Origin of the sequence: Streptosporangium sp. NPDC049078, assembly GCF_040648855.1 — a bacterium.
Lineage (GTDB): Bacteria > Actinomycetota > Actinomycetes > Streptosporangiales > Streptosporangiaceae > Streptosporangium.
This window is the reverse complement of sequence record NZ_JBEZEL010000013.1, coordinates 140,408-152,490: the sequence shown is the minus strand read 5'-3', so window position 1 is coordinate 152,490 and position 12,083 is coordinate 140,408. Positions and strand designations below refer to the sequence as shown.

Annotated in this window: 10 protein-coding genes; 5 read left to right on the top strand and 5 right to left on the bottom strand. The window is 65.3% G+C overall.

Translation table 11 applies throughout. The annotated features are described in order from the left end of the window. Nucleotides 1-67: 67 nt before the first annotated feature. A complete protein-coding gene (locus AB0B90_RS23205) occupies nucleotides 68-1,690 on the bottom strand; it encodes an NERD domain-containing protein (protein ID WP_362924660.1) in 1,623 nt (540 codons plus the stop codon). A 431-nt stretch (nucleotides 1,691-2,121) separates the two neighbouring features. Here AB0B90_RS23205 and AB0B90_RS23200 point away from each other — a divergent pair, with 431 nt between their 5' ends. After that, on the top strand, nucleotides 2,122-3,390 hold the full coding sequence (locus AB0B90_RS23200; RefSeq protein WP_362924658.1) for a sigma-70 family RNA polymerase sigma factor: 1,269 nt from the start codon (nucleotides 2,122-2,124) through the stop codon (nucleotides 3,388-3,390). A 516-nt stretch (nucleotides 3,391-3,906) separates the two neighbouring features. Here the strand turns inward: AB0B90_RS23200 and AB0B90_RS23195 are convergent. Continuing rightward, complete coding sequence (locus AB0B90_RS23195) at nucleotides 3,907-6,213, bottom strand: polysaccharide lyase 8 family protein (RefSeq protein WP_362924656.1); 2,307 nt, start codon at nucleotides 6,211-6,213, stop codon at nucleotides 3,907-3,909. A 277-nt stretch (nucleotides 6,214-6,490) separates the two neighbouring features. Further along, nucleotides 6,491-7,114 carry a maleylpyruvate isomerase family mycothiol-dependent enzyme gene (locus AB0B90_RS23190; RefSeq protein WP_362924654.1) on the bottom strand — a complete coding sequence of 208 codons (624 nt, stop codon included), beginning with the start codon at nucleotides 7,112-7,114 and terminating at the stop codon, nucleotides 6,491-6,493. A 129-nt stretch (nucleotides 7,115-7,243) separates the two neighbouring features. On the opposite strand from AB0B90_RS23190, the gene AB0B90_RS23185 reads away from it, so the two are divergent. The 3 genes from AB0B90_RS23185 (at nucleotide 7,244) to AB0B90_RS23175 (ending at nucleotide 8,840) form a co-directional block, all read left to right on the top strand. Then, complete coding sequence (locus AB0B90_RS23185; RefSeq protein ID WP_362924652.1) at nucleotides 7,244-8,245, top strand: sigma-70 family RNA polymerase sigma factor; 1,002 nt, start codon at nucleotides 7,244-7,246, stop codon at nucleotides 8,243-8,245. Nucleotides 8,246-8,307: 62 nt separating this feature from the next. Then, entirely contained in the window at nucleotides 8,308-8,670 is a 363-nt protein-coding gene (locus AB0B90_RS23180; protein WP_362924650.1) for a VOC family protein, read from the top strand. Nucleotides 8,671-8,690: 20 nt separating this feature from the next. Then, on the top strand, nucleotides 8,691-8,840 hold the full coding sequence (locus AB0B90_RS23175; protein ID WP_362924648.1) for a hypothetical protein: 150 nt from the start codon (nucleotides 8,691-8,693) through the stop codon (nucleotides 8,838-8,840). A 135-nt stretch (nucleotides 8,841-8,975) separates the two neighbouring features. Here AB0B90_RS23175 and AB0B90_RS23170 read toward each other — a convergent pair whose 3' ends face one another. Both AB0B90_RS23170 and AB0B90_RS23165 read right to left on the bottom strand, forming a co-directional pair. Next, nucleotides 8,976-9,449, bottom strand: a complete 474-nt coding sequence (locus AB0B90_RS23170) for a DUF2231 domain-containing protein (RefSeq protein WP_350945563.1) — start codon at nucleotides 9,447-9,449, stop codon at nucleotides 8,976-8,978. A gap of 131 nt (nucleotides 9,450-9,580) precedes the next feature. Further along, the gene (locus tag AB0B90_RS23165; protein WP_362924646.1) at nucleotides 9,581-10,549 is read right to left on the bottom strand and encodes a ferritin family protein; all 969 of its coding nucleotides are present in this window, start codon (nucleotides 10,547-10,549) and stop codon (nucleotides 9,581-9,583) included. A gap of 722 nt (nucleotides 10,550-11,271) precedes the next feature. Here AB0B90_RS23165 and AB0B90_RS23160 point away from each other — a divergent pair. Beyond that, a complete protein-coding gene (locus AB0B90_RS23160; protein WP_362924644.1) occupies nucleotides 11,272-11,982 on the top strand; it encodes a Crp/Fnr family transcriptional regulator in 711 nt (236 codons plus the stop codon). Nucleotides 11,983-12,083: the final 101 nt, after the last annotated feature.

The following is a 12,083-nucleotide window of genomic DNA, read 5'->3' as shown; positions in this document are numbered from 1 at the left end:
CCTACAAGTTGCCGGCGAAGATAGTGGACGAAGTCGTCACGAGCTTCGGTCAGATCACCTTTAGGCATCATGCCTTGTCCTCTACTCGCTTTTTGAAGTTCGCCGCGCCAATCTTCTTGAGTGCCGTCAGCGTCCCTGGCTGACAAGCGATCCACAAACCTGCGCGTGGACGGGTCATGGCAACATAGAGGGCATCGAGGCGGCCCTGCAGAGACTGTTCGTCGAGATCGACGATGCAGACAAAACGGTTCTCAAGCCCTTTGACCTCATCGACCGACGCCCAGGAGGTACGGTCAGGCTGCGGATCCACCCCCGTCACATGAGCCAGCCGGACCATGCGACTAAATCGTGCGCTGAGTCGCGCCGAAGTGGCGTCCCAGCCGCCATCGATCGACACGAGGGTGACGTCTCTGGGGTGGACACCTTCCGCTTGAAGTCCGTTCAGATAGCCATCCAGTTTGGCAGCCTCATCGGCCTTATCATCAACCGGGCAGAAGGCGACCGGAATCCCGTTGCCAGCCATCGCTACCCCTAGATCGGCCGCCGTGTGCATCTGAGTCTGCCGCACAATCTGCTCGGTGTTGCGGCAGTTGTGCGGCAGCTTGAGTACCGTCTGCGGGATCGACGCCAGATGCTCATAGGCGTCGGGATCGAAACTGGAGGACTCCAGACGCTGGTTGTTGGGGTCCATCATGAAGACCCAACGACCGCCTTCCAGCCCGCCCTTCAGCCTCCGATCAAGGACATCAAGGCATTCGAAGGCCATGAGATCCTGCGCCTCGTCCACGATCAGTAGGTCGTACGGCTCGGCGACGCTACTTGCGAGTCGGTCGAAAGACAAAACGGTGATGTTAGGAAGATTCAGACGGCTTTGAAGAAAGCTAGATAAGACAGAACTTGCGCAAGTGAGCAGCACTCGCCCCTCGCTGGCGCGACGTCTTGCGGCTTCGGCTGCCAAAAACGTCTTGCCAGAGCCCGCACCGCCTTCGCAACGAATACGGGGGTTATCCGAGAAACGATCGAAGAACGCCATCTCCTCGGCTGTGAGGAGCTCAAAGCGGGCGTCGAGCTCGTTCACCCGAGTGGCCAAGGTTGGAACACGTTCGAATTGAGGGCGGATGGCCTTGACGATCTCGTCTCGTAGAGTAGCCGGGATCTTCTTGTCAGCGCGGATGTTGCGCTTCTGCCAGAAACGACGGGCACGTTCCAACGCCTCGGCCAGCCCTCGCCCCCCGCTCCACCGTGTCGCGCCGAGATAGGTCTCCGGCGCGTACTCCGTGGACGCTGGGAGGTCGACATCGGTAGTGATCACCAGGAAGCCTGTCGCCACCTTGGCCATACGGGAGTCTCCTATGGCCTGCTTGAGCTCCCTCTCCAGCTCGAACATCCCAGACCGTGCTTGATCGAACGGGCCTTCGGCCTTGACAGCGAGCGGGTGGTAACGGCTCCCGATGTGCCACATCCCATCCCGTTGACTGATCGAACCGCCTTTGACCTCGACGATGAGCAACACGTCAGGGGTGATGATGACGAAATCGACCTCGCCGAGCCGTTTATAGGCATGTTCGGGAAGATTGACCGAGTGGAGGGCGACACCGTTGTGATCGGGTAGTGCTTTGAGCTGGGCGAATACGCGCCGCTCAGCTGTACTCTTGACATTGACAGAGATCTCGTTCGGGATGATCCTCACTTACCGTCCTCTCAGCGCTATCAACGGTAATCCGATCGACGTCGCCGCGCGTCAAGATTCTATGGATTCAGGACGGCAATGCCCGAGCTTCGTGACAGGGTGTACGTGTGGCGATCCGAACCGATGATGTCGAACCAGAGCGCCGCCGGACTGTACAGATAGCCGTTCGTCGGGTTCTACAGCTTGTCCAAAGCGCAGAGATTTCGCAAGAGACTCTGAGTGAGGTCGCTGCCTCAGCGGGACTTTCCACCGAAGAGCTAGCGAGCCTCCGGCACAGCCTCGTTGAACAGGGGATTCTCGCCGTAGCGCCTACCAGCGCCGTCCTACGCTCACGCGGTGACGGCCAAGTTCCCGAGCCGGTGATGCGCCTCGTTAGAAAGTTCGTTGCAGGCCGCGCCATCGCAACCCGCCAACTTCAGCGTCTAGCGTTGATGGCAGGTCTGGACAGCGTCGGCATCACAGTCCTGAAAGCAGCCCTTGAACGTGAAGGCATCTCCGTACTACCGGAACCGGCCACAACCGAGCAGGTACCGCCAAGGCGGCCTAGCGACACCTTCCCCCCGCCACGTGACGCGGAGGATCATATAACGGTTGCGCCGTCCGCCGATGCACAGTTGCGCAAAGATGGCGGTCCCCCTGAGGAACCTGAGGAAGCTCCATGTTCGGACCACACTGCAGCTATCGCCGCAGCACGGGAGGTCATCTCAATCGATCGGTTGATGGGGAATCCCGAGAAACGACTGCTCACAGCGGAACAGGAAGTCGGACTGAGCATACTTATGCGCCCGGGGCGTGACCTGTCGGACAACCTCCCCGAGGACTTTGCCTCCGATCTTGATCCATACGATGAACGCCACCAGGCATGGACAACTATGATCGTCCATAACCAATTACTGGCACGAAAGATCGCAGGCAAACATCAAGACCAAGGCCTTGAGTTCGATGATTTATATCAACATGGATTGATGGGCTTGATGCGGGCCGTCCAGAAGTTCGACGGAGGGAAGGGATACAAGTTTTCGACGTATGCCACCTGGTGGATCAAACAGAAGATCACCCGAGCAATCGCAGACGAGGGGGTCACTATTAGGATCCCTGTTTACATGCACGATACGATTCGAAAAGTACACCGCGCCGAGGAGCGGTTGCGCGCCACCAAGGGCTATGCGAACCGCCTCGACTTGGTAGTCGAAACGGGCCTCTCCCTCGGGCAAATCGATGATTGCCATCGCCTCAGTCGTGGCACGACCTCCCTAGACGCAACCGTCGGAGATGGCGTTACGTTGGCCGACCTGATTGAAGGCCCTGACCACGCCACGCCCGGCCCCGAGGCCGCACTCGCCGCCAAGTTCGGGCGTGAGCGTGTTGAAGGGGTTTTAAGCTTGCTGACCGACAAGACAGCCGACATCCTCCGGCGTCGAATCGGTGCCGTCAGCGAGATCGAGAGCGAAACCGACATATGGACACTGGAAACCATTGGCGATATATACGGCGTCTCACGAGAGCGGATCCGTCAAATTGAGATGAAAGGGATCAAGACCGTCCGAAAATTGCTAGGGCTCCAAGAAAAAATGCCAGAGGGAGATAATGGAGTTGAAGCGCGACGCTTAACGGATTCCGCCTTCGACGAAGCCGTCCATAGAGCTCATGCAGCCACTGAAGCCCTATCCAGAACCTCACGACGCAAATCAGGGGGATAACTTCTTAACATGCTGATTCTCTCCTGAGATTATGGCATGCAACTCCACAAAAGTCGAGGAGCACAGATTCTCTGAGAAGCCGGGGCGATTCAAGAACAGGGGAGCTGCTGCGATCCTCCTTCGTCGGGCCTTGCAGCCGGATGATGTGGTAGCTGGCCCGACGAGTGTGGGACACGCACAGGATGATCATGAGAACTACAAAGGTTACCTAAGGCATCTCTGCAGTTCGAGCTGGGTAAGTATGCGGCTTCGCCCGCGCTCTCCTAAAGCGGGTATTGCATGTTCAAATCATGCCGGGGCGCCCTCTTGACCATCGATCATCCCTCTGCCTAGGCGCGTTCTTCTTCGCGTTTTCCAACTCCATACAGCGGTGTGCCACCATAAGCAGCCGTATGTCAGCTGCTGCGAGACACACCTGCGGTGATTTCCACCGAGCTCATCACGCTGCTCTTCGTCACGCCCCTGTACGCGATTCGCTAATCGATCTCGTCCCCATCGATTCCGAGCACCTCGAAGTCAGACCCACACCTCCGCAGTATGAGCATGCCCGCGACTCCCCCCCACCTCCACCCTGAGCGCCCCCCTGGCCTTCCGCACACTACGATCGCTCTCCCTCACCGACTTCACCCGCCAGGGCAACGTCACCTTCACCTCATCAACGCTCCTGGACGGATCGGACACCGCGAGCCGCACCCGCTCCCCGACCCGCCGGACCAACAACGCGCAGGGGCCGTCCACGCTGAGCGGCCCGTCCTGGGTCTCGACCGTCCCCCCGCGCCAGAAGACGGCCGCGATCACCCCATCCCGTGAGATGGCCTGCACCGCTCCAGAATTGGCGAGGATCTCGACCCGCCCCGCATATGCCTCCATCTGCGTGACGGAGGCGTCAGGCAGCACGGCGTAGGCGTAGCGCGCCTTGCGGGGGTTGACGCCGTGGTCGATGACGATCGTCGTGTAGTGCCTGGTGACGGGGGTGGTGTCGCCTCCGGTGGTGGCGCCCTTGTCGATGTCGCGCCAGCGACCGGTGCGCTCGGCGCGGATCACCTTCGCCTTGGCGCCGTCGAGGAGCGCGTAGCCGGCCACGCCTGGCAGGTGGATCCAGCCGTCGCCCCGGGTCAGCGACGGGTGCCGGTCGTGGGTGTTGCGGTTTTCCACGATGGTCTCGATGCGGCGGTCGTCGGAGGCGGTGATGCCGGTGCCGAGGGCGATCACCGCGTCGTCGAGCATGAACCACGCCTTCTTGGCCCGTAGCGAGGAGCCGCCGGCGATCAGTTTCATGGCGGCCACGCCGTACTCGCCGTCCAGCGCCACGCCGCCCGCCCACGGGGTGGGGGGCAGGCGGCGGTGGTCGTGCGGGAGGTCGGCGCGTCTGCGGGTGTCGACCGTCGTTCCCGGCAGGCGGTACGGGTCGATCGTGGGCCACAGGTCGTCGTTCCAGTGGGTGAGGTCGCCGGTGTAGAGGTAGGTCATGCCGTCGCCGGTGTACCAGCCGTGCAGGTTCTCCCGGTTGATGGCCTCGGCGGCGCCGATGCGCTGCGAGCTCATCGAGATCGCGTACGCCCAGGTGGGGCGGCGGTGTACGACCCGGTCCATGTCGGCGAAGACGTACGTGCCCGTCGTGCGCTCACCGACCGGCACCGCGGGGTCGGTGAGCAGGGCCGTGGCTCTCGCGATGCTCGCCGGGGGGGCGTACGTGCCGTAGGGGATGGCCTGGTTGCGGGTGAGCCAGCCTTTGACGAGCGGTCGCCAGCGCCGGGCGTGGCGTTCGGGTGCCGTCTCCAGCAGGGTGAGGACGGCCTCGACCGCCTTGTGTCCCGAGTGGTGGTCGCGGTGGCCCTGCACCGAGATCTGCCGGCCGCGTACGCAGTCCATCATCAGCCCGTCGAAGACGAACGGTACGAACGTGCGGTCCACGAGGTCGTAGATGTTGCCGATTCCGGTGATCTCCCACGGCGACCTGGAGAGCATGGCGATCAGCTTGGCGACGCTCTCCAGGTAGTCCACGCCGTAGCTGCCGGTGTAGGGGTACACGTCGTGCTGGATGAACGATCCGTCGCGGTAGAAGCCGTCGCCCGGTCCCCTGGTCGGCCGCAGCAGGTCGGAGACCGCCTTTCCCGCCCGTCTGACGAGGCGGGCGTCGTGGGTGAGGACTCCGCGCATCGCCACCGCCATCGCCTTGCCCGCGCGGTTGGCGCCGGTCTCGACGACGCCGGGGTGGCTGACGCGGCGTTCCGGGTCGGGGCACCAGCGGTGCAGGGGGCGTAGCCAGCGATCGAGGCGGCCCGAGGGCAGGCCGTCGTACAGCAGTGCGCAGGTGTCGGTGAGCGAGCGAGGGACGCCGATCTCCCACCAGTACCAGTTGCTGCCCCGCCGGTCGAGCCCTTCGTGGTACGCGTGCTCGTACAGGAAGTCCAGCGCTTGAACGGCGGTCCGGGCGACCTGGCCGTCGTGGTGCATCGCGGTGCCGGGTGTGGCCCAGGCGAGCGCGAGGGTGCGCATGCGGTTGTAGGAGCGGTTGAAATTGCCGGTCCGGGGGTTCGAGAGCGGCAGGTCGGGCCACAGGCTGGGGCGGCCGGGGGCGGGGTTCAGCTTGCGCAGCACCGCGTTGGCCGAGCCTTCGAGTGCTCGCGTCCTGTCGATATACGTCGTGTCGGTATGAGCGGAGGTGTCCGACCCGCCGGCCATCAGGTTCACCCACCGCTTGCGCGCGTCGTCGAACGCGGCGGTGCCGGTCGCCGCCTCGGCCGGTCTGTCCCACAGGGCGAGACCGGCCACCGTCGCGGCGCCGAGCAGGGCGGACCGTCGACTGAGGGGGTGGGTCATGGCGGCTCTTCCGGCAATAGGGCAAATATCAGACGAAAAGATCATAAGTCGACATGCGGGTGGATCATCCGGCTCCTCTGACGGTGAGCGGCGGTGAGCGGCGGTGAGCGGGCGTACGGACGTCGTCGGGAACGCGCGCTACCCGGCTCGGGCGGTGACATGCCGACCCGTTCGGCCGACGGCGTCCCACCCGCTTGAGTATCCCAAGCCGCCGGCCTACCCGCCGCCCCCAAGAGCAGGTCGAGCGTCCCCCGGTCGCCGTCACCGGTTTCGGGAACTATCGGGAGAACCGCGTCGCGGCCTCCCCCGTGAGCCGGCCCGGCGGCAGACGTCGCCCACAGAGAACGAGCAGCAGGTCCTGAGCCGGTCCCCGGAGCGGCGTTCCCGTCCCGTGGCTCCAGTCGAGGTCGGTCGCCCGCAACGTGACCCCCGTGAGGTCGGTTCCGAAGAACGCGATGTTCTTCGGCCGCATCCCGGCCAGCACCATGGCCACCCGTTCGGGTGGAACCCGGCGGTCGAGTCCCAGACCCACCGTGATGTCGAGTCCATGGATGACTTCGTGCGCGAGCGCCCCGTGGACGCCTCCGCCGGGAGGTGTCCACGGATGTGCGACGTTGTCCCGCAGCGAGGCGAGCAATCTCTCGGGCGGCAACCTGACGGCGTCGCGACGGGCGCACCGATCGGCCATGCGATTAAAGTCTCCGCGTGCCTTCGCCAGCTCCAGCAGGGTCCTTCCGAGTGAGGTGCGGAAGGGCATCGTCGTGTGGGCGACGACCTCGCGGACCCTCCAGCCGTCACACAACGTGGGCGCATCCCACTGTTCGGGACGCAGCGCGGCGAGCAGGTCCGCCTGTTCGCCACGTTCCGTCACCAGTGCGTCCCATAGTCGATCTTCGGTCATCAAAGCCTCCTCGTGCTTGTTCGGCGCGTACGTTCACGGCGGGAGATCCCGGTATGGGTACGAACGCGGAGCCGGAAAGTCATCGGTCTCCCCGCGTGATGTGTCGGTGGCGGCGCATACGGTCAGGGAATGGCTGAAACGCTGACCGGTGAAGGCTCCCGGCTGGAGCCGTTCCGGGGCGAACTGACCGGTTACTGCTACCGGATGCTCGGCTCCGGCTTCGAGGCCGAAGACGCGGTGCAGGAGACGCTGCTGCGTGCCTGGCGAGCGTTCGACCGCTACGACGAGCGACGGGCGTCGCTGCGCACCTGGCTCTACAGCATCGCCACCAACATCTGCCTCGACATGCTGCGCAGCACGCAACGCCGGGCCCTGGCCATGGATCTCAGCCGGGCCGCGGACGGCGGATCGAGCATCGGCGAGCCGGTGTCGGAGCGGGTCTGGGTCCAGCCGGTTCCGGACGCTCTCGTGCTGCCGATGGACGGCGATCCGGAAGAGCTGGCCGTGCGGCGGGAGACGATCCGGCTGGCGTTCGTCGCCGCGTTGCAGCACCTGCCGCCCCGGCAGAGGGCGGTGCTGATCCTGCGTGACGTGTTGCGATGGAAGAGCGGGGAGGTCGCGGACCTCCTGGAGACCACCGTCGCGTCGGTGACCAGCGCGCTACAGCGGGCGAGGTCGACGCTCAAGACGGTCGACGCCATGCCCGGTGAGCCGTTCCGGCCGGCCGACCCGGGCCAGCGCGAGTTGCTCGCCCGCTATTGCAGCGCGTTCGAGCGTCACGACGTCACCGCGCTCGTCGCCCTGCTGCACGAGGACGCGACGATGTCGATGCCTCCCTTCGCCTGGTGGCTTCGCGGCCGCGACCTGATCGAGCAGGCGCTGCTGGACCCGAACGCGTCCTGCGCGGGCGCGCGTCTCGTCCCGGCCGCGGCGAACGGCTCGCCGGCGTTCTGGCAGACCAGACCCGGTCCCGACGGCGTTCACGTCCCCTTCGGGCTGGTTCTTCTGGACGTGTCCGAGGGTCTGATCAGCGGCATCACCACATATCTGGACGCCGACCGGCTGATCCCGCTTTTCGGCGCTCCGGCCGCGTCTTCGCCGCCACCGCGATCGTTTCCCGCACACCGATGAGTTTCGTGACGCCACGGCGTATCCCCTTGGACGGCTACTCACCGCGAACCGGAGGAACGACCATGGCGACCATCCAGCCCGTCATCATCACATCCGACCTGGATCGACTGCGAACCTTCTATGAGCGCCTGTTCGGGGCGATGGAGGTGAGCCGCTTTCCCGAGGACGGACCCACGTTCTTCGTGAACCTGAAGTTGGGCGACTCGGAACTCGGACTGGTCAACGAGGCGGCGACCGACCTGTCCGCCCCGCAGCGGATCCTGCTGAGTGTGAAGGTCGACGACGTGAACGGTCTGCTGGACCAGGCCGAGTCGGCCGGCGGACGAGTGCTCGGCCCGTCCAATGACATGCCATGGGGAGAACGTGTGGCCCATATCCACGACCCTGACGGAAACAAGGTCAACCTGACCCAGCCCCTCCGGTAGAACGCCGGACGGCTCAGGCGATGACCCGCCTGCTGCTGACGTGCGCGGGGGCGTGCTTCCTGTCGCTCGGACTGCTCGTCCCCACGATCCCCGAGCACGTCACCGGCCCGCCGGAGCGAGGTCCGGGCCTGGTCGGCGGTTGCCTGGCGATCACGGCGGGTGCGCCGTGATCTTCCGCCCACTGGCCGGTCGGCCGGCCGGCGCGGCCGCGGAGCGGCGGCCTGCACCGGCGCCGCGCTGCCGGCGATCACCTCCTTCGCCGTGCTCACGGCCGAGGCCGACCGAACCTGGTGCGGGTACGGAACTCACTTGCTCCAGACGCTCTCGGCTCCGCTGTGGCCCGCCCGAACCATGGCGACGGTGCCTCCCACGCCGCCGACCAGGGCGAGGATCACCAGGACGATCATCGCGCCGACGTACCATCGCGGGCGCGTTCCTTCATGGGGTGAGTGCCTGCCGTGCCCCATGAACCGGGTCGCCAGGGAGAGGCCCAGCGCGGCCAGCCAGAGCACGATGGCGAACGGCAGCACCTGCTCGCCCTGCTCCTCGTGGGCCTCGATGAGCGCGTTCTCCCCGACCGTGTCCGCCAACGTCTCGCCGCTGCTGATCGACAGCGGCACGGCGATCAGCGCGACGGTGGCGACGAACAGCACCGCCGGCCACAACCGGCGCGCCGCCGCGGGCCAGAACGCCATCAAAATGGTGCCGAGCGCCGCGAGCGGCAGGCACACGACGGCGGCGTGCACGACCAGCGGGTGCAGCGGCAGGCCGAAGAACATGTCCGTCTCCTGTCTCGCGCGACGCCGGGCACCGGATCGCGACCGGCGAGAAGCGCCGATGGCCGCGGGCGGTGCCGGCGGCCATGACTTCTGTGGCCTCCGGCGTCAAGCGGCCGGAGCCCGTCATCTCCTCACTGTGAGTCCGCCGCCGGAGGCTGCCCGGGCTGCTCGGGAAGCCGATCCAGCTCTCGCTGGAAGGCGCGGGCGTGTCCGGCCTCGTCCTCGGCGTTGTTCGAGAAACGGGCGGCCGCCTGGCTGTCGCCCGCCGCCTCGGCGCGCTTGGCGAAGGTCGGGTACATGGTCCGGGACTCGTACTGTTCGCCGGCGATGGCCTTGGTCAGGTTGGCGCGCGTGTCACCGACCAGCCCGGCCAGCTTCGCCTCATCGGCGAAGTGCTCGTGCAGCTCCACCTCGGAGGTGCCGCGGAACAGTTTCGCCACGGCCGGGTTCTTGGCGTGCTCGGCGTACTGATGATATTTGGCGTACGCGAACCCCTCACCGTGCAAGGCCGCGTCCAGATCGGCCTTGGTCTGCTGTGCGCGGACCTCGGGCGGCCCCTTCGGGACCCGAACCTTGTCGGCCTTCGGCGGCTTCGGCACCGTACCCTCGCCGGACTCGACGGCGCGCAGCGCGGCCTCGAACGCCCGCCCGTGCCCGCCTTCGTCACGGGCGATCTCCGAGAAGCGGGCGGCCGCCCGGCTGTCGCCGCCTGCCTTGGCCTGCCGCGCGAAACCGGGATACATCTGCCGGGACTCGTAGGTCTCCCCGGCCACCGCGGCACGCAGGTTCTCGGCGTCGCTGCCGACCAGGCCGCTCAGCTGGGCCTCCTCCCTGAAGTGTTCGCCCAGTTCGACGCCGGCGGTGCGCTCGAACAGGCGGGCCACCGCCGGCAGCCTCTCCCGCTGGGCCTGGGCCGCGTACAGGCGGTAGGAGGCGTTGGCGAACGCCTCACCGCGCATCGCCTGTTCGAGGTCCTTCTGGGTTTGCGGGCTCGGTGGATCCACCGGTGCGGCGGAAGCGGCGAGCGCGCCGCCGACGGGCACGCTCAGTGCGATGGTGAACGCGCCTGTGATGACTGCGCGTGCGAACGAGGTGATCATTTCGACCTCCCGCCTGGTGCGGCTGTTTCCTGCCATCAGGTGAGGACTTACCTGGAGCGAGTGGTCGGTAACGGTCGTCCTGGCAAAGCCGGGTGAAGCATGCGGGCCGAACGCAAAGGGTGCCCCATGCGCGGGGCGGCGCACTCCCGGGGGTGGTACGCCGGCGACTCTCCGTGACGCCGCTTGGACGAGTCACCCTTGGGACGAGCGGCTCGGGTCCGAGGGCGGCCCCCGTCGCACGTTGCCTTCCGCTCTGGAATCGACACAGGAATATCTATTGTGCACTGAGTTCACGATACGCTTTACTCGTGACGCAGGTTCACCCCGACCAGGGACCCCGCGCGACGGGTGCGTCTCGCGTGGCCTTCCATCGCGATCACCAGCCGAGTCTGTGAGGTCCCCGACTTGCCAACGGCTTCCCACACACGAAGACGAAGCGTCCCGAGCGACGGCGCCACCCCGGAGAAGACAGGAGCCTTCACCTTCGGAAAGCCACAACCACCTTGTAAGCACACAAGCCGCAAATCGCCGCCGATGTTCCGCCAGGTCACGCCGATCACCGGAATCCTGTCCAGTTCTCCGGGAATTTCGGCCCGCCCTTTACGGCAAGCCGGACAATATATCAAATAACCACATCGATAACCATCTAACCTGGCCACCATGTATTCCAGGGTGTAGCTTCCAGCAGCTTCACATCGATGACCCAAGGCGCTTAATCCGTGATGAATGATCAAATTCCCGCCAGATGGCCTGCCGGCACCCTCATGGACAGAATCAGCCCGGAGGAGCGGAAGGAACTCCTGGATCTCGTGCCGCCGTCCCCGCGGCAGGCCGGCGAACCACTCATCTATCACGGAGACCGAGAAAGGTCCGAGGTCTATCTTCTGAGGTCCGTCCCGGGTCAGCGGATCACCGCGTGCGTGAAGGTGACGGCCTACCTGGAATCGGGCGCATCAGCAATATTGGGCATCCGGGTCAGCGGCGATGTGGTCGGCGAGCTGGCGGCTCTGCGCAGGGAGCCCAGATCAGCTGCGGTCACCGCGTGCAGTCCGATGTGGGTGCACGTCATCCGCGCGGAGGTGTTCACCGACTTCCTCGACCGTCATCCGGCGGCATGGAACGCGTTCGCCAGGATGATCGCCGACCGGCTCGACTGGGCCAACCGCAGAAGAACCGACTTCGCCCAGTTCAGCGTGCCCGTACGGGTCGCGAACGTGCTCGTGGAACTCTCCGGCCGGCACGGGGTCGCCCGGGCGGACGGCAAACGGGAACTGGGAGTCGATCTCACCCACGAGGAGATCGCCAATCTCGTCGGGGCCGGGAAGGACGCCGTCTTCAAGGCCTTCCGACATTTCAAGGAGCTTGAACTGATCGCCTCCGGTCATCGCAGGAAGATCGTCATCGACCCAATCGGTCTGTCCAATTACCGGTAAAACGTACTGGTACGTCTTGAGGCGATGCGACCTTCGCCAGACTCATCCCCGGCGATCTCCCCACCGCTCTGGTGGATCTTTCTCGCAACCACAAGGTGACG